Raw genomic sequence first — 22,495 nt, forward strand, 5'->3', positions numbered from 1 at the left:
TTATAAATAGTACAAATAAAAAAACGGAGGAGTGCTTTATGAAAGCCTATACTTATGTTAAACCAGGACTTGCTTCTTTTGTTGATGTAGACAAACCAGTGCTTCGCAAGCCAACAGACGCTATTGTGCGTATCGTAAAAACCACTATTTGTGGAACAGACCTCCATATTATCAAAGGGGATGTTCCTGCTTGCCAAAGTGGAACCATTCTTGGTCACGAAGGAATTGGGATTGTTGAAGAAGTTGGAGAAGGAGTTTCTAACTTCAAAAAAGGCGATAAGGTCTTGATTTCTTGTGTCTGTGCCTGTGGTAAATGCTACTACTGTAAAAAAGGAATTTATGCCCACTGTGAAGACGAAGGGGGCTGGATTTTCGGTCACTTGATTGATGGTATGCAGGCTGAATATTTACGTGTCCCTCATGCAGATAATACTCTTTACCACACTCCAGAAGACTTGTCAGATGAAGCCTTGGTTATGCTATCAGACATTTTGCCTACTGGATATGAAATTGGTGTCTTAAAAGGGAAAGTGGAACCTGGTTGCAGCGTAGCTATTATTGGTTCAGGTCCAGTTGGATTGGCTGCTCTTTTGACGGCTCAATTCTACTCACCAGCTAAATTGATTATGGTGGACTTAGACGATAACCGCTTGGAAACTGCTGTATCATTTGGTGCGACTCATAAGATTAATTCTTCAGACCCTGAAAAAGCCATTAAAGAAATTTATGATTTGACAGATGGTCGTGGTGTGGATGTCGCTATCGAAGCTGTTGGTATTCCTGCAACATTTGATTTCTGTCAAAAGATTATCGGTGTAGACGGAACAGTTGCCAACTGTGGTGTACATGGTAAACCAGTCGAATTCGATTTGGACAAACTTTGGATTCGCAACATCAATGTAACAACTGGTTTGGTATCTACAAATACAACTCCACAATTGTTGAAAGCTCTTGAAAGTCATAAGATTGAACCAGAAAAATTGGTAACTCACTATTTCAAACTCAGTGAAATTGAAAAAGCCTATGAAGTCTTCAGTAAGGCAGCAGACCACCATGCAATTAAGGTCATTATCGAAAATGATATTTCAGAAGCTTAAGTAGTAAAAACATTTTGGAATACAAGCAAATAGAAATTCAGTCATCATAAGATGGCTGAATTTTTTATCAAAAAATTAAGAAATGAGCATATTTCTTTCCTTGTTTAATGGAATTAGTTATAATATACGGTACAAAGGAATGAATGAATATGTATCGTGTTATAGAAATGTACGGAGATTTTGAACCCTGGTGGTTCTTAGAAGGTTGGGAAGAAGATATTGTAGCAAGTAAGAAATTTGACCAGTATTATGATGCTCTCAAATACTACAAAACTTGCTGGTTTAGATTGGAACAAGAATCTCCTCTTTATAAAAGTAGAAGTGACTTGATGACCATTTTTTGGGATCCAGAAGACCAACGTTGGTGTGATGAATGTGATGAGTATTTACAACAATACCATTCTTTGGCTCTTTTGCAGGATGAGCAGGTTATTCCAGATGAAAAACTACGCCCAGGCTATGAAAAACAAACAGGTAAGGAAAGGCACCGTGCTTGCCGTATGAAATTAAAATAGAGAAAAAGTAACTTTTTTGGAGTTGCTTTTTTTATTTTCCCAAATCTTTGCGAATAGTATAGGTGAGGAGGTAAGTATGGTTCAAGAAATTGCACAAGAAATCATTCGTTCGGCTCGGAAAAAAGGGGCGCAGGATATTTATTTTGTTCCTAAGTTAGACGCTTATGAGCTTCATATGAGAATAGGAGATGAGCGCTGTAAAATCGGTTGTTATGATTTTGAAAAGTTTGCGGCCGTCATCAGTCACTTTAAGTTTGTGGCGGGTATGAATGTGGGAGAAAAGCGACGTAGTCAACTTGGTTCCTGTGATTATGAATATGACCAGAAGATGGCGTCCTTACGTTTATCTACCGTAGGCGATTATAGAGGGCATGAGAGTTTGGTGATTCGTTTATTGCACGATGAGGAGCAGGATTTGCATTTTTGGTTTCAGGATATTGATGAATTGGGCAAGCAGTACAGGCAACGGGGACTTTATCTTTTTGCTGGCCCAGTCGGCAGTGGCAAGACGACCCTGATGCACGAATTAGCCAAGTCCCTATTTAAAGGACAGCAAGTCATGTCCATTGAAGATCCTGTCGAAATCAAGCAGGACGACATGCTTCAGTTGCAGCTAAACGAAGCAATCGGACTGACCTATGAAAATCTGATTAAGCTTTCCCTACGGCATCGTCCTGATCTCTTGATTATCGGAGAAATTCGTGACAGCGAAACGGCGCGTGCAGTGGTCAGAGCTAGTTTGACAGGTGCGACAGTCTTTTCAACCATTCATGCCAAGAGTATTAGAGGTGTTTATGAGCGCCTGTTGGAGTTGGGTGTGAGTGAGGAGGAATTGGCAGTCGTTCTGCAGGGAGTCTGCTACCAGAGATTAATCGGGGGAGGAGGAATCGTTGACTTTGCAAACAAAGACTATCAAGAACACCAGCCAACTAGCTGGAATGAACAGATTGACCAGCTTCTTGAAGATGGACATATCACAAGTCTTCAGGCTGAAACGGAAAAAATTAGCTACAGCTAAGCAAAAAAATATCATCACCTTGTTTAACAATCTCTTTTCCAGTGGTTTTCATCTGGTGGAGACAATCTCTTTTTTAGATAGGAGTGCCTTGTTGGACAAGCAGTGTGTGACACAAATGCGCACGGGCTTGTCTCAGGGGAAATCATTCTCAGAAATGATGGAAAGTTTAGGCTTTTCAAATGCTATTGTCACCCAGTTATCCCTAGCAGAAGTCCATGGGAATCTTCACCTGAGTTTGGGAAAGATAGAAGAATATCTAGACAATCTGGCCAAGGTCAAGAAAAAATTAATTGAAGTAGCGACCTATCCCTTGATTTTGCTGGGATTTCTTCTCTTAATCATGCTGGGGCTACGGAACTACCTACTACCACAACTGGATAGTAGCAATATTGCCACTCAAATTATCGGCAATCTGCCACAAATCTTTCTAGGAATGGTGGGGTTTGTTTCCATACTTGCCCTTTTAGCACTAACTTTCTATAAAAGAAGTTCTAAGATGCGCGTCTTTTCTATCCTAGCACGCATTCCTTTTCTTGGAATCTTTGTGCAGACCTATTTGACAGCCTATTATGCGCGTGAATGGGGTAATATGGTTTCGCAGGGGATGGAACTGACGCAGATTTTTCAAATCATGCAGGAACAAGGTTCCCAGCTCTTTAAAGAAATCGGTCAAGATCTGGCTCAATCCCTACAAAATGGCCGCGAATTTTCTCAAACCATAGCAACCTATCCTTTCTTTAAGAAGGAGTTGAGTCTCATCATCGAGTATGGGGAAGTCAAGTCCAAGCTGGGGAGTGAGTTGGAAATCTATGCTGAAAAAACTTGGGAAGCTTTTTTTACCCGAGTCAATCGTACCATGAATCTGGTGCAGCCACTAGTCTTTATCTTTGTGGCACTGATTATCGTTTTACTTTATGCGGCAATGCTTATGCCCATGTATCAAAATATGGAGGTAAATTTTTAACATGAAAAAAATGATGACATTCTTGAAAAAAGCTAAGGTTAAAGCTTTCACTCTGGTAGAGATGTTAGTGGTCCTTTTAATCATCAGCGTGCTTCTCTTGCTCTTTGTACCTAATTTGACCAAGCAAAAAGAAGCAGTCAACGACAAAGGAAAAGCTGCTGTTGTTAAGGTGGTAGAAAGCCAGGCAGAGCTTTATAGTTTGAATAAAAACGAAGAGGCTACTCTAAGCAAATTACAAGCAGATGATCGCATCACAGAAGAGCAAGCTAAAGCTTATAAAGAATATCATGCAAAACAAAATAAGACTCAAACGGTCGCGGATTAAGGCCTTTACCATGCTTGAAAGTCTCTTGGTTTTGGGACTGGTGAGTATCCTTGTCTTGGGCTTATCTGGCTCTGTCCAGTTCACTTTTGCAGCAGTAGAGGAGCAGATTTTCTTTATGGAGTTTGAAGAACTCTATCGGGAAACTCAAAAACGCAGTGTAGCCAGTCAGCAAAAGACTAGTCTGAACTTAGATGGGCAGACGATTAGCAATGGCAGTCAAAAGTTGACAGTTCCTAAAGGAATTCAGACACCATCAGGCCAAAGTATTACATTTGACCGAGCTGGGGGCAATTCGTCCCTGGCTAAGGTTGAATTTCAGACCAGTAAAGGAGCGATTCGCTATCAATTATATCTAGGAAATGGAAAAATTAAACGCATTAAGGAAACAAAAAATTAGGGCAGTGATTTTACTGGAAGCAGTGGTTGCTTTAGCTATCTTTGCCAGCATTGCGACCCTCCTTTTGGGACAAATTCAGAAAAATAGGCAAGAAGAAGCAAAAATCTTGCAAAAGGAAGAAGTCTTAAGGGTAGCTAAGATGGCTCTGCAGACAGGTCAAAATTATGTAAGCATCAACGGAGTTGAGATTCAGGTATTTTCTAGTGAAAAGGGATTGGAGGTCTACCATGGTTCAGAACAGTTGTTGGCTATCAAAGAGCCATAAGGTCAAGGCTTTCACCTTGTTGGAATCCCTGATTGCCCTCATTGTCATCAGTGGAAGTTTACTCCTATTTCAGGCCATGAGTCAGCTCCTCATTTCAGAAGTTCGTTACCAGCAGCAAAGCGAGCAAAAAGAGTGGCTCTTGTTTGTGGACCAGTTGGAGGCAGAATTAGACCGTTCGCAGTTCGAAAAAGTGGAAGGCAATCGCATTTATATGAAGCAAGATGGCAAGGACATCGCCATCGGTAAGTCCAAGTCAGACGATTTTCGTAAAACAGATGCCAGTGGACGGGGTTATCAGCCGATGGTTTATGGCCTCAAATCTGCGCAGATTACAGAGGACAATCAACTGGTTCGTTTTCGTTTCCAGTTCCAAAAAGGCTTAGAAAGGGAGTTCATCTATCGTGTGGAAAAAGAAGAAAGTTAAGGCAGGTGTTCTCCTCTATGCGGTCACCATAGCAGCCATTTTTAGCCTTTTGTTACAATTTTACTTGAACCGACAAGTCGCCCACTATCAAGACTATGCTTTAAATAAAGAAAAGCTGATTGCTTTTGCTATGGCCAAGCGAACCAAAGATAAGGTTGATAAGGAAAGTGGGGAACAGACCTTTAATCTAGGTCAGGTGAGCTATCAAAATAAGAAAACAAGCTTGGTGACGACGGTTCATACGCCTAAGAGTCAATATGAGTTTCTGTTTCCTTCCGTCAAAATCAAAGAAGAGAAAAGAGATAAAAAGGAAGAGGTAGCGACCGATTCAAGCGAAAAAGCAGAGAAGGAAAAATCTGAAGAGAAGGTCGAAAAGAAAGAGGATTCTTAGCCAATCAAGCTACTTTGTGTTAAACTAAAAGCATGAAACATGATTTTAACCACAAAGCAGAAACTTTCGATTCCCCTAAAAATATCTTTCTTGCAAATTTGGTTTGTCAAGCAGTCGAGAAACAGATTGATCTTCTATCAGACAAAGAAATTTTGGATTTCGGTGGAGGGACGGGTCTGTTAACCTTGCCCCTAGCCAAGCAGGCCAAGTCTGTAACATTGGTGGATATTTCGGAAAAAATGCTGGAGCAAGCTCGCTTGAAAGCGGAGCAGCAAGACATCAAGAATATCCAGTTTCTGGAGCAAGATTTACTGGCAAATCCCTTGGAGCAAGAGTTTGATCTCATTGTTGTTTGTCGTGTTCTTCATCATATGCCTGATTTGAATGCGGCTCTCTCACTGTTTCATCAACATCTGAGAGAAAACGGACAACTTTTACTTGCTGATTTTACCAAGACAGAAGCTAACCATCATGGATTTGAATTGGTTGAACTGGAAAACAAGTTAGCCCAGTTTGGTTTTTCATCTGTACATAGTCAGATACTCTATAGCGCTGAAGACCTGTTTCAAGGAAATTACTCAGAACTCTTTTTAACAGTAGCTCAAAAATCACTCGCCTAGTCAGGGAGTGATTTTTCTATAAGGATGGAAAAAAGAAGGGAAATTTGATAAGATAGGAATATGGATTTTGAAAAAATTGAACAAGCTTATACCTATTTACTAGAGAATGTCCAAGTCATCCAAAGTGATTTGGCGACCAATTTTTATGACGCCTTGGTGGAGCAAAATAGCATCTATCTGGACGGTGAAACTGAGCTAAATCAGCTCAAAGAGAACAATCAAGCCCTTAAGCGTTTAGCACTTCGCAAAGAAGAATGGCTCAAGACCTACCAGTTTCTCTTGATGAAGGCTGGGCAAACAGAACCCTTGCAGGCCAATCACCAGTTTACACCAGATGCCATTGCTTTGCTTTTGGTGTTTATTGTGGAAGAGTTGTTTAAAGAAGAGGAAATCACTATCCTCGAAATGGGTTCCGGAATGGGAATTCTAGGCGCTACTTTCTTGACCTCGCTTGCTAAAAAAGTGGATTACTTGGGAATGGAAGTAGATGATTTGCTGATTGATTTGGCAGCTAGCATGGCAGATGTAATTGGTTTGCAGGTTGGCTTTGTCCAAGGAGATGCCGTTCGTCCACAAATGCTCAAAGGAAGTGATGTGGTCATAAGCGACTTGCCTGTTGGCTATTATCCTGATGATGCCGTTGCGTCGCGCCATCAAGTTGCTTCTAGTCAAGAACATACCTACGCCCATCACTTGCTCATGGAACAAGGACTTAAGTACCTCAAGTCAGATGGATATGCTATTTTTCTCGCTCCGAGTGATTTGTTGACCAGTCCTCAGAGTGATTTGTTGAAAGGCTGGTTGAAAGAGGAGGCAAGTTTGGTTGCTATGATTAGTCTGCCTGAAAATCTCTTTGCTAATGCCAACCAATCTAAGACTATTTTTATCTTACAGAAGAAAAATGAAATAGCAGTAGAGCCTTTTATTTATCCACTTGCTAGCTTGCAAGATGCAAGTGTTTTAATGAAATTTAAAGAAAATTTTCAAAAATGGACTCAAGGTACTGAAATATAAAATAGATTTTGTTATAATAGATGAAAACGCTTAAAAAGGGGTATCATGTTATGACAAAAACAATTGCAATCAATGCAGGAAGTTCAAGTTTGAAATGGCAATTATACTTAATGCCAGAAGAAAAAGTATTGGCGAAAGGTTTGATTGAACGTATCGGTTTGAAAGATTCAATTTCAACTGTAAAATTTGACGGCCGTTCTGAACAACAAATTTTAGATATTGAAAATCACACACAAGCTGTTAAAATCTTATTGGATGACTTGATTCGTTTCGATATTATCAAGGCTTATGATGAGATTACAGGTGTTGGACACCGTGTTGTTGCAGGTGGAGAATATTTCAAAGAATCAACAGTTGTTGAGGGGGATGTTTTAGAAAAAGTTGAAGAGTTGAGTTTGTTAGCTCCTCTACACAACCCAGCCAATGCAGCAGGTGTTCGTGCCTTCAAGGAATTGTTGCCAGACATTACCAGTGTAGTTGTGTTTGATACTTCCTTCCACACAAGTATGCCAGAGAAAGCTTATCGCTACCCTCTACCAACAAAATATTACACAGAAAACAAGGTTCGTAAATACGGTGCCCACGGCACAAGTCACCAGTTTGTAGCAGGAGAAGCTGCAAAACTATTGGGACGTCCATTAGAAGACTTGAAATTGATTACTTGCCACATCGGTAATGGTGCTTCTATTACAGCTGTTAAGGGTGGTCAATCTGTCGATACATCAATGGGCTTCACTCCACTTGGTGGTGTGATGATGGGTACTCGTACAGGGGATATTGACCCAGCTATCATTCCTTACTTAATGCAATATACAGAGGACTTTAACACGCCTGAAGACATTAGTCACGTTCTTAATCGTGAATCAGGACTGATGGGGGTTTCAGGTAAATCTAGTGATATGCGTGATGTGATTGCTGCGAAAGAAGCAGGAGATCATGATGCTACCTTGGCCTATGAAATCTATATTGACCGTATCCAAAAACATATCGGTCAATACCTCGCAGTCCTAAACGGAGCAGATGCTATTATCTTTACAGCGGGTGTAGGAGAAAATGCAACCGATGTACGTGAAGATGTTATCTCAGGTATCTCTTGGTTTGGCTGTGATGTTGATGATGAAAAGAATGTCTTTGGTGTGACAGGAGACATCTCAACAGATGCAGCTAAAATCCGTGTATTGGTTATTCCAACAGATGAAGAATTGGTCATTGCCCGTGATGTTGAACGCTTGAAAAAATAACTAAAATTAGAAAAAATATTCCGTACAAGGAGTTGGGAAAGTGATTTTTCCAGCTTCTTTTTCTGATGAAATTGTCCAAAACCTTGCTATGATTGGCTTTTTTGAAAAATATGGTATAATAGTAGTAATTTAATAGATGGAGTTGAGTTTTGAAGAAAAACTTTCGTGTAAAAAGAGAGAAAGATTTTAAGGCGATTTTCAAGGAGGGGACAAGTTTTGCCAATCGCAAATTTGTTGTCTACCAATTAGAAAACCAGAAAAACCATTTTCGAGTAGGTCTATCAGTCAGCAAAAAACTGGGGAATGCCGTCACTAGAAATCAAATCAAGCGACGGATCCGACATATTATCCAGAATGCAAAAGGGAGTCTGGTAGAAGATGTAGACTTTGTTGTCATTGCTCGAAAAGGGGTTGAAACCTTGGAATACGCAGAGATGGAGAAAAATCTACTCCACGTATTAAAATTATCAAAGATTTACCAGGAAGGAAATGGGAGTGAAAAAGAAACTACAGTTGACTAGTTTGCTAGGATTGTCTCTATTGATCATGACAGCCTGTGTAACAAATGGGACAACTAGCGATATTACAGCCGATTCGGCTGATTTTTGGAGTAAATTGGTTTACTTCTTTGCGGAAATTATTCGCTTTTTATCATTTGATATCAGTATCGGAGTGGGGATTATTCTCTTTACGGTCTTGATTCGTACAGTCCTCTTGCCAGTCTTTCAGGTGCAAATGGTGGCTTCCAGAAAAATGCAGGAAGCTCAACCACGTATTAAGGCGCTTCGAGAACAATATCCAGGTCGAGATATGGAAAGCAGAACTAAGCTAGAGCAAGAAATGCGTAAAGTCTTTAAAGAAATGGGTGTCAGACAGTCAGATTCTCTTTGGCCGATTTTGATTCAGATGCCGGTTATCTTGGCCTTGTTCCAAGCTCTATCAAGAGTTGACTTTTTAAAGACAGGTCATTTCTTATGGATTAACCTTGGTGGTGTGGATACAACCCTTGTTCTTCCTATTTTAGCAGCTGTATTCACCTTTTTAAGTACTTGGCTGTCTAATAAAGCCTTGTCTGAGCGTAATGGGGCTACGACTGCGATGATGTATGGGATTCCAGTCTTGATTTTTATCTTTGCAGTTTATGCGCCAGGTGGAGTCGCCCTATACTGGACAGTGTCCAATGCTTACCAAGTCTTGCAAACCTATTTCTTGAACAATCCATTCAAGATTATCGCAGAGCGCGAGGCTCTAGTACAGGCACAGAAAGATTTGGAAAATAGAAAAAGAAAAGCCAAGAAAAAGGCTCAGAAAACGAAATAATAAGGAGGAATCTGGTAATGGTAGTATTTACAGGTTCAACTGTTGAAGAAGCAATCCAAAAAGGATTGAAGGAATTAGATATTCCGAGGAAGAAGGCACATATTAAAGTCATTTCTCGTGAGAAAAAAGGATTTCTTGGTTTATTTGGTAAAAAACCAGCCCAAGTAGATATTGAAGCGATTAGTGAAACGACTGTTGTCAAAGCAAATCAACAAGCTGTAAAGGGAGTTCCAAAACAAATCAATGATTTGAATGAGCCTGTTAAAACAGTCAGTGAAGCAACTGTTGATTTGGGTCATGTTGTAGAAGCAATTAAAAAGATTGAAGAGGAAGGTCAAGGTATTTCTGATGAAGTCAAGGCTGAAATCTTAAAACATGAAAGACATGCCAGCACTATCTTAGAAGAAACTGGCCACATTGAGATTTTAAATGAACTTCAAATCGAGGAAGCGATGAGGGAAGAAGCGGGCGCTGATGACCTTGAAACTGAGCAAGACCAAACTGAAAATCAAGACTTGACAGAGATGGGCTTGAAAGTTGAACCGAGCTTTGATATTGCTCAGGTGGCTACGGATGTGACTGCCTATGTTCAAGCGATTGTGGATGACATGGATGTTGAAGCCACACTTTCAAATGATTATAACCGTCGTAGCATCAATTTGCAAATTGATACTAACGAACCAGGTCGTATTATCGGCTACCATGGTAAAGTCTTGAAGGCCTTGCAACTGTTGGCTCAAAATTATCTTTACAACCGCTATTCCAGAACCTTCTACGTTACAATCAATGTCAATGATTATGTCGAACACCGTGCAGAAGTTTTGCAGACCTATGCGCAAAAATTGGCGACTCGTGTTTTAGACGAAGGACGTAGTCATCAAACAGATCCCATGTCGAATAGTGAACGCAAGATTATCCACCGTATTATTTCACGTATGGATGGCGTGACTAGTTATTCTGAGGGTGATGAGCCAAATCGCTATGTCGTTGTAGATACAGAATAAACAAAATCAGGCTTGACCTGATTTTTTGCTAGCTAGAGGAGATTAAACTAATGTTGAATAAGATAAGAGATTATTTAGACTTTGCTGGTTTGCAGTACCGTAATCCTGACAAAGCAGGAGCAGAGCGAGAGAAAATGCTGGAATTGCGCCACAAAGGCCAAGAGGCTCGAAAGGCTTTTACAGAACTGGCTAAAGTCTTTCAGGCAAATCATCCAGAATGGCAACTCCAACAGACTAGCCAGTGGATGAACCAAGCGCAGCGCTTGCGACCACACTTCTGGGCTTATATACAGCGTGAGGGGAAAGTGACAGAACCTATGATGGCCCTTCGTTTGTATGGAGTACCCTCTTATTTTGGTGTCTCACTAGAAGTTAGTTTTATCGAGCGCAAGAAAGACGAACAGACCTTAGACAAGCAAGCCAAAGTTTTAGACATTCCAACCGTTAAAGGAATTTATTATCTAGCCTACTCAGATGGTCAAAGTCAAAGATGGGAGGCGAACGAAGAAAATCGCCAGGCCTTAGTCAAGAAGATGGGCAGTCAAGAAATCCGAAAAGTTTTAGTGAAGGCAGATGTTTCTTTTATTGAAAATCAATCACTAGAAGTGATTTTAGAAAAATTAGATGAAGCTTATGAACGTTTACTTCCCTACTATCAGGCGACCAGAGGGTAGAAGTCACGAGACTTATCTAGCGTCGAATTGTTTAATTGCTATTCTATGTATTTTTTCATATAATAGTAGAATAGAATGTGTGATTCAATAATCACCTCAAATAGAAAGGAAATTCTATGTCAAATCTATCTGTTAATGCAATTCGTTTCCTAGGTATTGACGCCATCAACAAAGCCAACTCAGGTCATCCAGGTGTGGTTATGGGAGCGGCTCCGATGGCTTACAGCCTCTTTACAAAACAACTTCATATCAATCCAGCTCAACCAAACTGGATTAACCGCGACCGCTTTATTCTTTCAGCAGGTCATGGTTCAATGCTCCTTTATGCTCTTCTTCACCTTTCTGGTTTTGAAGATGTTAGTATGGATGAAATCAAGAGTTTCCGTCAATGGGGTTCAAAAACACCAGGTCACCCAGAATTTGGTCATACGGCAGGGATTGATGCTACGACAGGTCCTCTAGGGCAAGGGATTTCAACTGCTACTGGTTTTGCCCAAGCAGAACGTTTCTTGGCAGCCAAATATAACCGTGAAGGCTACAATATCTTTGACCACTATACTTACGTTATCTGTGGAGACGGAGACTTGATGGAAGGTGTCTCAAGCGAGGCAGCTTCATACGCAGGTTTGCAAAAACTGGATAAGTTGGTTGTTCTTTATGATTCAAATGACATCAACTTGGATGGTGAGACAAAGGATTCCTTTACAGAAAGTGTTCGTGACCGTTACAATGCCTACGGTTGGCATACTGCCTTGGTTGAAAATGGAACAGACTTGGAAGCCATCCATGCTGCTATCGAAACAGCAAAAGCTTCAGGCAAGCCATCTTTGATTGAAGTGAAGACGGTTATTGGATACGGTTCTCCAAACAAACAAGGAACTAATGCTGTACACGGCGCCCCTCTTGGAGCAGATGAAACTGCATCAACTCGTCAAGCCCTCGGTTGGGACTACGAACCATTTGAAATTCCAGAACAAGTATATGCTGATTTCAAAGAACATGTTGCAGACCGTGGCGCATCAGCTTATCAAGCTTGGACTAAATTAGTTGCAGATTATAAAGAAGCTCATCCAGAACTGGCTGCAGAAGTAGAAGCCATCATCGACGGACGTGATCCAGTCGAAGTGACTCCAGCAGACTTCCCAGCTTTAGAAAATGGTTTTTCTCAAGCAACTCGTAATTCAAGTCAGGATGCCTTGAATGTTGTGGCAGCTAAATTACCAACCTTCCTAGGTGGATCAGCTGACCTAGCTCACTCAAACATGACTTATATCAAGACTGACGGACTTCAAGACGATGCCAATCGCTTGAACCGCAACATTCAGTTTGGTGTTCGTGAATTTGCAATGGGAACGATCTTGAACGGGATGGCTCTTCACGGTGGACTTCGTGTATACGGTGGTACTTTCTTCGTCTTCTCTGACTATGTGAAAGCAGCTGTTCGCTTGTCAGCCTTACAAGGACTTCCTGTGACTTATGTCTTTACCCACGATTCAATCGCAGTTGGGGAAGACGGTCCAACGCATGAACCAGTTGAACACTTAGCCGGTCTTCGTGCTATGCCAAATCTAAATGTTTTCCGTCCAGCAGATGCGCGTGAAACGCAAGCAGCTTGGTACCTTGCAGTGACAAGTGAGAAAACACCAACTGCCCTTGTCTTGACACGCCAGAACTTGATTGTTGAAGATGGAACAGACTTCGACAAGGTTGCAAAAGGTGCCTATGTTGTCTATGAAAATGCAGCCGACTTTGATACCATCTTGATTGCGACAGGTTCAGAGGTTAATCTTGCTGTCTCAGCTGCCAAAGAATTGGCTAGTCAAGGTGCAAAAGTCCGCGTAGTCAGCATGCCATCTACAGATGTCTTTGATAAACAAGATACAGCATACAAGGAAGAAATTCTTCCAAATGCAGTCCGCCGTCGTGTTGCAGTCGAAATGGGTGCAACTCAAAGCTGGTACAAATACGTTGGTCTTGATGGTGCCGTTCTAGGTATTGATACCTTCGGAGCCTCTGCCCCAGCACCAAAAGTATTGGCAGAATATGGCTTTACTGTAGAAAATCTTGTAAAAGTTGTTCGAAACTTGAAATAATCCTAAAAATCAGGGCGTAAGCTCTGGTTTTTCTTACCAGAAAAGTAAGGTACAATCTTGTAAAAGTAGCTGAAATTTGATATAGTAGTCCTATGTAAAAGACAAAGGAGAGTATAATGGAATCACAATATACATTTTTAATCATTCTTGTGGCTATGGTGGGCTTGATGTTCTTTACGCAACGCTCTCAAAAGAAACAAGCACAAAAGCGTATGGAAAGCTTGAATAAATTACAAAAAGGCTATGAAGTTATTACAATCGGGGGCCTTTATGGAACAGTCGATGAAGTAGATACAGAAAAGAAAACAATTGTTCTTGATGTAGATGGGGTTTACTTGACTTTTGAACTAGCTGCTATCAAGACCGTATTACCACTTAAAGAAACAGCTTCACTAGAAGGCGCAATTGAAAAATAAGACGGGATCACTAACTCCCGTTTTTCTATAAAAGAAAGGAAATGGGATGAAAAAATTAGTCTTTGTCTGTCTGGGAAATATTTGCCGTAGCCCTATGGCTGAGTTTGTGATGAAATCAATGACAGATAATTACGAAATCCAAAGTCGAGCGACTTCTTCTTGGGAACATGGCAATCCGATTCATAAGGGAAGTCAGGGGGTTTTTCAAGAGTATGATATTCCTTATGACAAAGGCAAAACATCGCTTCAGATTAGTAAGGAAGATTTTGAATCCTTTGATTATATTATCGGAATGGACGATTCAAATGTTTCTGACTTACGTCAGATGTGTCCAGTAGACTGTCAAGATAAGATTTACTCATTTGCATCTGAAAGTGTTCCAGACCCTTGGTATACAGGAGATTTTGAGGAAACCTATCGACGTGTTCAAGAGGGCTGTCAAGCTTGGTTAGAACGTTTAGAAAAGGAGAGTGAAGATGGAAAATCTTAAGAATTTTTACGAAAAGTATCGTGTCTATCTGACTCGTCCACGTTTAGAGCTTTTGGCAGTAGTTACCATTGTTTTTTGTGCTGTGCTCGTCTTTTTTCTAAATATTCCCGGAAAAGGTGTTCTAAAGCTTGATAATGGAACGATTGTTTACGACGGCAGTCTTGTGCGTGGTAAAATGAATGGCCAAGGTACCATTACTTTCCAAAATGGAGACCAATATACAGGTGGTTTCAACAATGGAGCCTTCAACGGAAAAGGTACCTTTCAATCTAAAGAAGGCTGGACCTACGAAGGTGATTTTGTAAATGGTCAGGCTGAAGGAAAAGGAAAACTAACAACAGAACAAGAAGTCGTTTATGAAGGAACTTTTAAACAAGGCGTTTTTCAACAAAAATAAAGCCTCCTTATCAAAGGAGGTATTGTTAGAACGCTTAAGTAAGCGCTTACCTGTAAATCTCTATCTTTCCAAGTCCCTCTTCCAAGTAAGTTTGTGAAATAAAAAAACATTTGAAATAAATTTCACAAACTTTAAAGAAAAAGCTTGCTAAGAAAAGAAAATAACAAACATTTCACAAGGTGCTAAAAATTCTTTGTGAAATGTTTATGAAACTGTTTACAAAGTTGAAATAATGCGTTATAATAAACTTGTGAAAAAATTAACAAAGGATTGAATCCTTGAAAGCTATGGAGGAAAATATGGCTGATAAAAAAACTGTGACACCAGAGGAAAAGAAACTCGCTGCTGAAAAGCATGTCGATGGATTGGTGCAAAAAGCTCTAGTTGCTCTTGAAGAAATGCGTAAGTTGGATCAAGAGCAGGTTGACTACATCGTTGCCAAAGCATCAGTAGCAGCTTTGGATGCCCACGGAGAATTGGCTTTACATGCCTTTGAAGAAACAGGACGTGGTGTATTTGAAGATAAAGCAACTAAGAACTTGTTTGCTTGTGAACACGTAGTAAACAACATGCGCCACACTAAAACAGTTGGTGTTATCGAAGAAGACGATGTAACAGGTTTGACTCTTATCGCTGAACCAGTTGGCGTTGTTTGTGGTATCACTCCAACAACAAACCCAACATCAACAGCAATCTTTAAGGCATTGATTTCATTGAAGACACGTAATCCAATCGTCTTTGCCTTCCACCCATCAGCTCAAGAATCATCAGCTCACGCAGCTCAAATCGTTCGTGATGCTGCGATTAAAGCAGGAGCTCCTGAAAACTGCGTACAGTGGATCACTGAACCATCTATGGAAGCAACTAGTGCTCTTATGAACCACGAAGGTGTTGCGACAATCCTTGCAACTGGTGGTAATGCCATGGTTAAGGCGGCTTACTCATGTGGTAAACCAGCTCTTGGGGTAGGTGCCGGTAACGTTCCAGCTTATGTTGAAAAATCAGCTAACATCCGCCAAGCTGCACACGATATCGTCATGTCTAAATCATTTGATAACGGTATGGTCTGTGCCTCAGAGCAAGCGGTTATCATTGATAAAGAAATTTACGATGAATTTGTAGCAGAGTTCAAATCTTATCACACTTACTTTGTAAACAAGAAAGAAAAGGCTCTTCTTGAAGAGTTCTGCTTCGGCGTGAAAGCAAACAGCAAAAACTGTGCTGGTGCGAAATTGAACGCTGACATCGTTGGTAAACCAGCAACTTGGATTGCAGAACAAGCAGGATTTACAGTTCCAGAAGGAACAAACATTCTTGCTGCAGAATGTAAAGAAGTTGGTGAAAATGAGCCATTGACTCGTGAAAAATTGTCACCAGTTATCGCAGTTTTGAAATCTGAAAGCCGTGAAGATGGTATTACCAAAGCTCGTCAAATGGTTGAATTTAACGGTCTTGGACACTCAGCAGCTATCCACACAGCTGACGAGGAATTAACTAAAGAATTTGGTAAAGCTGTTAAAGCTATTCGTGTTATCTGTAACTCACCTTCTACTTTCGGTGGTATCGGGGACGTTTACAATGCCTTCTTGCCATCATTGACACTCGGATGTGGTTCTTACGGACGCAACTCAGTTGGGGATAACGTTAGTGCCATTAACCTCTTGAATATCAAAAAAGTCGGAAGACGGAGAAATAACATGCAATGGATGAAACTTCCTTCAAAAACATACTTTGAACGTGATTCAATTCAATACCTTCAAAAATGTCGTGACGTTGAACGTGTCATGATCGTTACTGACCATGCCATGGTAGAGCTTGGTTTCCTTGATCGTATCATCGAACAACTTGACCTTCGTCGCAATAAGGTTGTTTACCAAATCTTTGCTGATGTAGAACCAGATCCAGATATCACAACTGTAAACCGTGGTACTGAGATTATGCGTGCCTTCAAACCAGATACAATCATCGCTCTCGGTGGTGGATCTCCAATGGATGCTGCTAAAGTAATGTGGCTCTTCTACGAACAACCAGAAGTGGACTTCCGTGACCTTGTTCAAAAATTCATGGATATCCGTAAACGTGCCTTCAAGTTCCCATTGCTTGGTAAGAAGACTAAATTCATCGCAATCCCAACTACATCTGGTACAGGATCTGAAGTAACACCATTTGCCGTTATCTCTGATAAAGCAAACAACCGTAAATACCCAATCGCGGACTACTCATTGACACCAACTGTGGCAATTGTAGACCCTGCTTTGGTATTGACAGTGCCTGGATTTGTTGCTGCGGACACTGGTATGGACGTATTGACTCACGCGACTGAAGCTTATGTATCACAAATGGCTAGCGACTACACTGACGGTCTTGCACTTCAAGCCATCAAGCTTGTATTTGAAAACCTTGAAAGCTCAGTTAAGAATGCAGACTTCCATTCACGCGAGAAAATGCATAACGCTTCAACAATTGCTGGTATGGCCTTTGCCAATGCCTTCCTAGGTATTTCTCACTCAATGGCCCATAAGATTGGTGCGCAATTCCACACAATCCACGGTCGTACAAATGCAATCTTGCTTCCATACGTCATCCGCTATAACGGTACACGTCCAGCTAAGACAGCAACATGGCCTAAGTATAACTACTACCGTGCAGATGAAAAATACCAAGATATCGCACGCATGCTTGGCCTTCCAGCTTCTACTCCAGAAGAAGGTGTGGAATCTTATGCAAAAGCTGTTTACGAACTTGGTGAGCGCGTAGGTATCCAAATGAACTTCAAAGCACAAGGAATTGATGAAAAAGAATGGAAAGAACATTCTCGTGAATTGGCCTTCCTTGCTTATGAAGATCAATGTTCGCCAGCTAACCCACGTCTTCCAATGGTTGACCATATGCAAGAAATCATCGAAGATTCTTACTATGGCTACAAAGAAAGACCAGGACGCCGTAAATAATTGTTATCAGCCTAGAGGCGGGAGAAATCCTGTCTCTTTTTTTGTAATTCTATTTGAAAAATGGTATAATCATCGCATATATTTATTTGAAAATCAAATCTTTAATAATCATGCGAGGGGCAAATGAACAAGATAAATGAGTTAGGGGATAAAGTGCGACTTTTAAGAGAGGAGAAAGGACTTAGTCGTCCAGTTTTTTGCGGGGATGAGTCTGAATTATCAGTGCGTCAGTTGGTGCGGATTGAAAAAGGAGAATTTCGCCCGACGATAAAAACACTAGAATATATTGCAGAACGATTAGAAATTCCGTCCTACGTCTTGATGCCAGATTATAAGGAATTACCCAAGCGTTACCAAGAATTAAAGTACTTTCTTTTACATCATCCTGACTATGGAGACGAGGAGTTGCAGGAACAAAAGGAAGAATATTTTGATGAGATTTTTGAGTGTTTTTATGATGACCTGCCCCGTGATGAGAAAGTGCTAGTGGATTGTCTTCAAGCTATAGATGCAGTGAGAGCGACTAGTAATTCCTTATACGGAAGTGGTGTGATTGAAGACGGTCTTCAAGATTTACTATCCAGAGATGTATATAAAGCCGAGGACTTGTTGAAACTGAGACTGTATTTTCTTTGTCAGTTAATGGATGGTTTAAACGAGGGTGAGATAAAAAAGTCTGAGCATGAAACAATTCTTTATTTTCATGACAAATTAAGTTCTCAGGTTGATAAGATAGAGTTCGATTGTTTGGACTTACTTAGAGACTCCTTGTTAGCTTCTTTAACTTGTATAGAGATTATGGGGTTGCTTCATTATTTTAAGAGGGCAGTCGAGACCTTAAATAAAATAGGGCAAAAAACACGAGATTTCCAAAAGCAACCGATTGTCTTGATGGTGGAGTGGAAATATTATATTCATACCGATTATGATACAGCCAAACAAAAGTATGAAGAAGCAAAAATGATGGCGAGGATGTTTGGTAATGAGAAGTTACTCGTTAGTTTAGATAAGGAATGGAGCGAAGACTTAGAAAGGTATTATTAAATGATTTATAGGAGTGACATTTCTGTCATTGGGGAAATGTCGCTTTTTTGTTACAATGAATTTTATACTCAATGAAAATCAAAGAGCAAATTAGGAAACTAGCCGCAGGCTGTACTTGAGTACGGCAAGGCGACGTTGACGTGGTTTGAAGAGATTTTCGAAGAGTATTACTTGATATACATCCAGAAGCAAACTAGGCAATAGAGAAAAAATTCTAAGCAGTAGGTTCATAGTGGCAATCAGTGCTGATGTCGCTTGAAGGCTTTTCTATAATTATGATGTATGACGATAACAGTTTTAAATAAGGGGGAAAGAATGTCCATTTTATCCATTAAAAATATTTCAAAGTTTTACACTTTGGACGGTAAACATCAAGAGCAGGCTCTAAGAAATATAAACCTGCAGATTGCAAAAGGTAAAATTACAGCGATTTATGGTCCGTCAGGCTGTGGCAAAACCAGTCTACTAAACATCATCAGTGGTCTAGATAGACAATATGAAGGAGTTTTAGAATTTAAAGGGGAATCCCTCCGTGACTTATCAGAGATTGAACTAACTCAATTTCGTAAAAACAAGATTGGATTTGTGTTTCAAAACTTTAACCTTATTCCTCATCAGTCTGTCTTGGACAATGTCAAGCTACCTCTCTATGTCAAAGATTTATCTGACAGGGAGATGACAATGATTGCAAAGGAGCAATTAAGTAACTTGGGCATGGAGCCTTTTATGGCTAAAAATGTTAAACAGCTTTCTGGCGGGCAAAAGCAACGTGTAGCAATCGCGCGTGCCTTGGTAAATCAACCAGATATGATTGTAGCCGATGAGCCAACGGGTTCGCTGGATTCTCAATCCCAAGAAATGGTATTGGAAGTGTTTAAAAAATTAGCCCAAACAGGGAAAACAGTATTGATTGTAACCCATAATCCAGAGGTTGCTGAATATGCAGATGTGATTATCAAAATGAAGGATGGTGAAGTCGTTGAAGAAGTCAAAAAATAAAGGATTATCATTGAAAAATAAATTCAAACTTTCTTTAAATAACTTTCTGGAAAGAAAGTGGCGTAACCTATTGATTGCGCTAGCAACCTCAATCGGTTTTGTAGGAGTCTTAATTTCTTTTGGCTTGGGAAATGCTTTGATTTCGATGATTGATGAAAATACGAATGGAGGTCAAATCCCTTCACAAGTTCAGATTGCTTTAAACACAAAAAATGTTGGACGAGGCTTTTTGAACCAAGATGATAAGAACTATATCACGGATACAGTTGGCAAAGAAACTATTAAATATTTGGAGAGTCCTTTTGGGATGATCATGTCAAATATTACTATAGATGGTCAAGAAATGGATCTGAGTCAAACGATGCCTTCTTATGCTCAAGTGGTGAGTCTCTATGAGGATACAAGTATCTCTGTTAGTAGTAATGAAGTGGACAAAGTATTAGCCGGTTCCCTCTATACTGATTCAAATGAACAGGGATTGACGATTCCAAGCAGTTTACTAAAAAATTGGAATGAACAGACAGGAAACAATCTGACAGCTAGTGATATTATTGGCAAATCAGTCTCAGCCAGCATTGTAGAAAATGATGCTGAAGCTAGCAAGACTGCTCAATTTCAAACAAAGATTGTACGTGTAATCAATGATGAAGATGACTTGGAGGACAGCAACAGTTTCATGCCGTCTCATCAAATGGAAACGATTTTGAAAGAGGCTGGATTTACAAAAGCTGTATCTTATTTTATCTTGGAACTCAAAGATCCATCACAAACAAAAGCGATAACAGAAGAATTGCAGAAAAACAAGAAGTATACTGTTCTTTCTCAACAGAAGGTTCTTGATATTGTGATTACTTTTATTCGTGTCATTCAGGGATTGTTGATTGTACTTTCATCACAAGCTATTGTAGTAGCAGCGGTCATGATTGGTATCATCATTTACATCAATATCATGCAACGTTCTAAGGAAATAGGTGTCATGAAGGCAGTTGGTTATCAGAATCGTGATGTCAAAGGAATTTTTATTTACGAGGCTATCTGGATTGTAGGAATCGCCTTGCTGCTGGCATTTTTGGTTGCACAAGGGGTGGGAAGTTTGGCGAATGCGATTGTAAGTCACTTTTACCCATCCATCACTAAGGTTTTTGAATTAAATCTTTTATCTGTTTTAGGAACTCTAGTTTTCGCTCTATTACTTGGTTATGTCTCAGCCTACTTCCCAGCGCGTAAAATTAGTAAAATGGATCCTGTAGAATCGCTACGATATGAATAGTAAGGGATTCCTTGATTTACAGTTTAAAAAAGAAACTGGTAAATTCCCAAACTAACTTCCACCGCTAATCCAAGTGGAAGTTAGTCTGATAAAAATCCTAAAAACCAGTGGAAATCCGTGTCAGGGTAAGTTCCACTGGTTTTAAACATGCTTGATTTCATCGCTTTTGTAACCAAAATGAATCGAAAAAAAGAGCGCACAAAATCCCCTCATCTGAAAGCGTTTCAAATTAAGTTCCGCTATGGTGGAAGTTAGTGTGAGACGTTTGAATGCGGTTAAAGATTAGTTTTTAGAACTTATGTTGGAGTAATTTAGACGACTGAGAGACGTCTTCTGCAGGTATTTTAGAAATGCCGAGAAGTTTAGGAACTTCTTCTCCATAGGTAAAGGCAAAGAGTTCATAGGCTGACTTTCCATTCAAAGCAGCACGTTTGACGCTGTTGACATGAGAGCAGACGAGATTGATATCCTCTTGAGTTAAGTTGTCAAAAGAAGTTCCTTTAGGCAGAATGTCGCGAATCAGCGTGTGATTTTTCTCAATTCTCCCTTTCTGGTCAGAGCGATTAGGGTCACAAAAGAAGAGTTTACTCTCTCCTCGCACATCCATTTCGATATCATCGACCCTGGCAAACTCTCCACCATTATCTGTCAGGATGACAGGGAAGAGTTGGAAGAAATCTTTGTCGGCTTGATGAAGAGTGTTCTTGATGTCATAGAGGTGTTTGGTAACCTCAAGGGCAGTTTTATTATCCAGAAGTCTAGCGAAGATAAAGTTACAGAAAGAGAGATTGAAGGTGAGTAGGACTTTACCTCCCATCCTGCCCATAACGGTGTCCATTTCCATCCAAGAGTCTAGTTGATTAAGAGATAAATAGTTTTGGAAATCCTCATAGGAACGGCCTTTTTTAGCTTCTTTAGGGATGGAAGGTAGCTTACTTTTCCGTCTTTCTTTGAATTTAACGGCTCTAGCAAGGTCAATAGGAGCGATAGATAGGTATCCTTTTCGGATGTGCCGATAGACGGTTGAGGAGCTGACATCCAGGTTATGAGTTTTGAGGATATGATAGATGTGTTGTCCCTTTTTAACACCATCAGAAATGACTTTGTCCATGTCCCAGAAGGTCTTGGAATTGAGGGGAGTTCCTTCACGAGCTTCTGCAAGAGTTTGTTCGTACTGTTTTTGAGCTTGCTTAGCTAGGTAGAAAATTTTTTTAAATCCACAATTTTGTCTTCTTTTAGGGCAACCGTTACAGACAAAGGGAGCCTTATCGAGTAGAGGGCAAGGAAGGTTATGGCATGTAGACTCTCGGACTTGTCTGTTTCGTTTGACTTCTTTGGAAACAGTAGTCGGGTCTTTTAGAATGGATTGTCCAATAGCTTTGAAGGTTTCACCGCGCTCTAAGCCCAGTTGGATATCATTGCGGTCTGAAAGGGTAAGGTGTTTATGTTTTGTCATAGTAGACCTCATTTCTAATTCAAACGTCTCATACTTAATTCCACCATAAAAATCCGTTTTAGACTAATTTCCACTTTGGTCAGGCAAGTGGAAGTTACTTTGAGAAGTTA

General features: G+C 40.3%; 25 protein-coding genes. 24 read left to right on the plus strand and 1 reads right to left on the minus strand.

The annotated features are described in order from the left end of the window. The first annotated feature begins 38 nt into the window (after positions 1 to 38). The 24 genes from HT722_RS09655 to HT722_RS09770 all read left to right on the plus strand — a co-directional run bounded on the left by HT722_RS09655 (position 39) and on the right by HT722_RS09770 (position 20,929). On the plus strand, positions 39 to 1,097 hold the full coding sequence (locus HT722_RS09655) for a zinc-dependent alcohol dehydrogenase family protein (RefSeq protein ID WP_050142150.1): 1,059 nt from the start codon (positions 39 to 41) through the stop codon (positions 1,095 to 1,097). A 149-nt stretch (positions 1,098 to 1,246) separates the two neighbouring features. Next, positions 1,247 to 1,612: a DUF1033 family protein gene (locus tag HT722_RS09660; RefSeq protein WP_042900221.1), complete on the plus strand. Its 366-nt coding sequence runs from the start codon at positions 1,247 to 1,249 to the stop codon at positions 1,610 to 1,612. 76 nt (positions 1,613 to 1,688) lie between these two features. Beyond that, a complete protein-coding gene (gene comGA, locus HT722_RS09665) occupies positions 1,689 to 2,630 on the plus strand; it encodes a competence type IV pilus ATPase ComGA (protein ID WP_173278801.1) in 942 nt (313 codons plus the stop codon). Then, positions 2,578 to 3,594, plus strand: a complete 1,017-nt coding sequence (gene comGB, locus HT722_RS09670) for a competence type IV pilus assembly protein ComGB (RefSeq protein ID WP_173278812.1) — start codon at positions 2,578 to 2,580, stop codon at positions 3,592 to 3,594. Before comGA ends, comGB begins: the two co-directional genes overlap by 53 nt. A 1-nt stretch (position 3,595) precedes the next feature. After that, on the plus strand, positions 3,596 to 3,919 hold the full coding sequence (comGC, locus tag HT722_RS09675) for a competence type IV pilus major pilin ComGC (protein ID WP_000738649.1): 324 nt from the start codon (positions 3,596 to 3,598) through the stop codon (positions 3,917 to 3,919). Next, entirely contained in the window at positions 3,882 to 4,316 is a 435-nt protein-coding gene (comGD, locus tag HT722_RS09680) for a competence type IV pilus minor pilin ComGD (protein ID WP_173278802.1), read from the plus strand. The genes comGC and comGD overlap by 38 nt, the downstream gene beginning before the upstream one ends. Further along, positions 4,279 to 4,581, plus strand: coding sequence for a competence type IV pilus minor pilin ComGE (gene comGE / locus HT722_RS09685; protein ID WP_016398441.1), 303 nt, complete (start codon positions 4,279 to 4,281; stop codon positions 4,579 to 4,581). Before comGD ends, comGE begins: the two co-directional genes overlap by 38 nt. After that, entirely contained in the window at positions 4,544 to 5,005 is a 462-nt protein-coding gene (comGF, locus tag HT722_RS09690) for a competence type IV pilus minor pilin ComGF (protein ID WP_173278804.1), read from the plus strand. Before comGE ends, comGF begins: the two co-directional genes overlap by 38 nt. Next, positions 4,983 to 5,396, plus strand: coding sequence for a competence type IV pilus minor pilin ComGG (gene comGG, locus HT722_RS09695; protein ID WP_173278805.1), 414 nt, complete (start codon positions 4,983 to 4,985; stop codon positions 5,394 to 5,396). The genes comGF and comGG overlap by 23 nt, the downstream gene beginning before the upstream one ends. A gap of 32 nt (positions 5,397 to 5,428) precedes the next feature. Next, entirely contained in the window at positions 5,429 to 6,016 is a 588-nt protein-coding gene (locus HT722_RS09700; protein WP_173278806.1) for a class I SAM-dependent methyltransferase, read from the plus strand. 60 nt (positions 6,017 to 6,076) lie between these two features. After that, positions 6,077 to 7,030, plus strand: coding sequence for a class I SAM-dependent methyltransferase (locus HT722_RS09705; RefSeq protein ID WP_173278807.1), 954 nt, complete (start codon positions 6,077 to 6,079; stop codon positions 7,028 to 7,030). Positions 7,031 to 7,080: 50 nt separating this feature from the next. Continuing rightward, the gene (locus HT722_RS09710; protein ID WP_173278808.1) at positions 7,081 to 8,271 is read left to right on the plus strand and encodes an acetate kinase; all 1,191 of its coding nucleotides are present in this window, start codon (positions 7,081 to 7,083) and stop codon (positions 8,269 to 8,271) included. A 149-nt stretch (positions 8,272 to 8,420) separates the two neighbouring features. Continuing rightward, entirely contained in the window at positions 8,421 to 8,792 is a 372-nt protein-coding gene (gene rnpA, locus HT722_RS09715) for a ribonuclease P protein component (protein WP_000739243.1), read from the plus strand. Beyond that, entirely contained in the window at positions 8,767 to 9,591 is an 825-nt protein-coding gene (locus tag HT722_RS09720) for a membrane protein insertase YidC (RefSeq protein WP_345789590.1), read from the plus strand. Before rnpA ends, HT722_RS09720 begins: the two co-directional genes overlap by 26 nt. Before the next feature lie 17 nt (positions 9,592 to 9,608). Continuing rightward, positions 9,609 to 10,595 carry an RNA-binding cell elongation regulator Jag/EloR gene (jag, locus tag HT722_RS09725; RefSeq protein WP_173262330.1) on the plus strand — a complete coding sequence of 329 codons (987 nt, stop codon included), beginning with the start codon at positions 9,609 to 9,611 and terminating at the stop codon, positions 10,593 to 10,595. A gap of 50 nt (positions 10,596 to 10,645) precedes the next feature. Beyond that, positions 10,646 to 11,269: a ribonuclease P gene (locus tag HT722_RS09730; RefSeq protein ID WP_173275333.1), complete on the plus strand. Its 624-nt coding sequence runs from the start codon at positions 10,646 to 10,648 to the stop codon at positions 11,267 to 11,269. A gap of 116 nt (positions 11,270 to 11,385) precedes the next feature. Further along, on the plus strand, positions 11,386 to 13,362 hold the full coding sequence (tkt, locus tag HT722_RS09735) for a transketolase (RefSeq protein WP_173278809.1): 1,977 nt from the start codon (positions 11,386 to 11,388) through the stop codon (positions 13,360 to 13,362). A gap of 116 nt (positions 13,363 to 13,478) precedes the next feature. After that, the gene (yajC, locus tag HT722_RS09740) at positions 13,479 to 13,778 is read left to right on the plus strand and encodes a preprotein translocase subunit YajC (RefSeq protein ID WP_000445810.1); all 300 of its coding nucleotides are present in this window, start codon (positions 13,479 to 13,481) and stop codon (positions 13,776 to 13,778) included. A gap of 46 nt (positions 13,779 to 13,824) precedes the next feature. Next, entirely contained in the window at positions 13,825 to 14,268 is a 444-nt protein-coding gene (locus HT722_RS09745; protein WP_173253245.1) for a low molecular weight protein-tyrosine-phosphatase, read from the plus strand. Continuing rightward, positions 14,255 to 14,665, plus strand: a complete 411-nt coding sequence (locus HT722_RS09750; RefSeq protein WP_020902388.1) for an MORN repeat-containing protein — start codon at positions 14,255 to 14,257, stop codon at positions 14,663 to 14,665. Before HT722_RS09745 ends, HT722_RS09750 begins: the two co-directional genes overlap by 14 nt. A 299-nt stretch (positions 14,666 to 14,964) precedes the next feature. After that, positions 14,965 to 17,616 carry a bifunctional acetaldehyde-CoA/alcohol dehydrogenase gene (gene adhE, locus HT722_RS09755; RefSeq protein ID WP_141230499.1) on the plus strand — a complete coding sequence of 884 codons (2,652 nt, stop codon included), beginning with the start codon at positions 14,965 to 14,967 and terminating at the stop codon, positions 17,614 to 17,616. Between the two features lie 123 nt (positions 17,617 to 17,739). Continuing rightward, on the plus strand, positions 17,740 to 18,660 hold the full coding sequence (locus HT722_RS09760; RefSeq protein WP_173214474.1) for an XRE family transcriptional regulator: 921 nt from the start codon (positions 17,740 to 17,742) through the stop codon (positions 18,658 to 18,660). A 315-nt stretch (positions 18,661 to 18,975) separates the two neighbouring features. Further along, positions 18,976 to 19,659 (plus strand): ABC transporter ATP-binding protein, encoded by a 684-nt coding sequence (locus HT722_RS09765; protein WP_138701941.1) that lies wholly within the window; start codon positions 18,976 to 18,978, stop codon positions 19,657 to 19,659. Further along, positions 19,628 to 20,929: an ABC transporter permease gene (locus HT722_RS09770; protein WP_173278810.1), complete on the plus strand. Its 1,302-nt coding sequence runs from the start codon at positions 19,628 to 19,630 to the stop codon at positions 20,927 to 20,929. The genes HT722_RS09765 and HT722_RS09770 overlap by 32 nt, the downstream gene beginning before the upstream one ends. 289 nt (positions 20,930 to 21,218) lie before the next feature. Here HT722_RS09770 and HT722_RS09775 read toward each other — a convergent pair whose 3' ends face one another. Further along, positions 21,219 to 22,385 carry an IS30 family transposase gene (locus HT722_RS09775; protein ID WP_173278811.1) on the minus strand — a complete coding sequence of 389 codons (1,167 nt, stop codon included), beginning with the start codon at positions 22,383 to 22,385 and terminating at the stop codon, positions 21,219 to 21,221. Positions 22,386 to 22,495: the final 110 nt, after the last annotated feature.

Origin of the sequence: Streptococcus sp. 53, from assembly GCF_013276565.1 — a bacterium.
GTDB lineage: Bacteria > Bacillota > Bacilli > Lactobacillales > Streptococcaceae > Streptococcus.

What these genes read in the sequence shown, in the direction of transcription:
- HT722_RS09655 (WP_050142150.1), top strand. Translation starts at nt 39, where the DNA reads ATGAAAGCCTATACTTATGTTAAACCAGGACTTGCTTCTTTTGTTGAT.
- HT722_RS09660 (WP_042900221.1), top strand. Translation starts at nt 1,247, where the DNA reads ATGTATCGTGTTATAGAAATGTACGGAGATTTTGAACCCTGGTGGTTC.
- comGA (WP_173278801.1), top strand. Translation starts at nt 1,689, where the DNA reads ATGGTTCAAGAAATTGCACAAGAAATCATTCGTTCGGCTCGGAAAAAA.
- comGB (WP_173278812.1), top strand. Translation starts at nt 2,578, where the DNA reads ATGGACATATCACAAGTCTTCAGGCTGAAACGGAAAAAATTAGCTACA.
- comGC (WP_000738649.1), top strand. Translation starts at nt 3,596, where the DNA reads ATGAAAAAAATGATGACATTCTTGAAAAAAGCTAAGGTTAAAGCTTTC.
- comGD (WP_173278802.1), top strand. Translation starts at nt 3,882, where the DNA reads ATGCAAAACAAAATAAGACTCAAACGGTCGCGGATTAAGGCCTTTACC.
- comGE (WP_016398441.1), top strand. Translation starts at nt 4,279, where the DNA reads ATGGAAAAATTAAACGCATTAAGGAAACAAAAAATTAGGGCAGTGATT.
- comGF (WP_173278804.1), top strand. Translation starts at nt 4,544, where the DNA reads ATGGTTCAGAACAGTTGTTGGCTATCAAAGAGCCATAAGGTCAAGGCT.
- HT722_RS09700 (WP_173278806.1), top strand. Translation starts at nt 5,429, where the DNA reads ATGAAACATGATTTTAACCACAAAGCAGAAACTTTCGATTCCCCTAAA.
- HT722_RS09705 (WP_173278807.1), top strand. Translation starts at nt 6,077, where the DNA reads ATGGATTTTGAAAAAATTGAACAAGCTTATACCTATTTACTAGAGAAT.
- HT722_RS09710 (WP_173278808.1), top strand. Translation starts at nt 7,081, where the DNA reads ATGACAAAAACAATTGCAATCAATGCAGGAAGTTCAAGTTTGAAATGG.
- jag (WP_173262330.1), top strand. Translation starts at nt 9,609, where the DNA reads ATGGTAGTATTTACAGGTTCAACTGTTGAAGAAGCAATCCAAAAAGGA.
- HT722_RS09730 (WP_173275333.1), top strand. Translation starts at nt 10,646, where the DNA reads ATGTTGAATAAGATAAGAGATTATTTAGACTTTGCTGGTTTGCAGTAC.
- tkt (WP_173278809.1), top strand. Translation starts at nt 11,386, where the DNA reads ATGTCAAATCTATCTGTTAATGCAATTCGTTTCCTAGGTATTGACGCC.
- yajC (WP_000445810.1), top strand. Translation starts at nt 13,479, where the DNA reads ATGGAATCACAATATACATTTTTAATCATTCTTGTGGCTATGGTGGGC.
- HT722_RS09745 (WP_173253245.1), top strand. Translation starts at nt 13,825, where the DNA reads ATGAAAAAATTAGTCTTTGTCTGTCTGGGAAATATTTGCCGTAGCCCT.
- HT722_RS09750 (WP_020902388.1), top strand. Translation starts at nt 14,255, where the DNA reads ATGGAAAATCTTAAGAATTTTTACGAAAAGTATCGTGTCTATCTGACT.
- adhE (WP_141230499.1), top strand. Translation starts at nt 14,965, where the DNA reads ATGGCTGATAAAAAAACTGTGACACCAGAGGAAAAGAAACTCGCTGCT.
- HT722_RS09760 (WP_173214474.1), top strand. Translation starts at nt 17,740, where the DNA reads ATGAACAAGATAAATGAGTTAGGGGATAAAGTGCGACTTTTAAGAGAG.
- HT722_RS09765 (WP_138701941.1), top strand. Translation starts at nt 18,976, where the DNA reads ATGTCCATTTTATCCATTAAAAATATTTCAAAGTTTTACACTTTGGAC.
- HT722_RS09770 (WP_173278810.1), top strand. Translation starts at nt 19,628, where the DNA reads ATGGTGAAGTCGTTGAAGAAGTCAAAAAATAAAGGATTATCATTGAAA.
- HT722_RS09775 (WP_173278811.1), bottom strand. Translation starts at nt 22,385, where the DNA reads ATGACAAAACATAAACACCTTACCCTTTCAGACCGCAATGATATCCAA.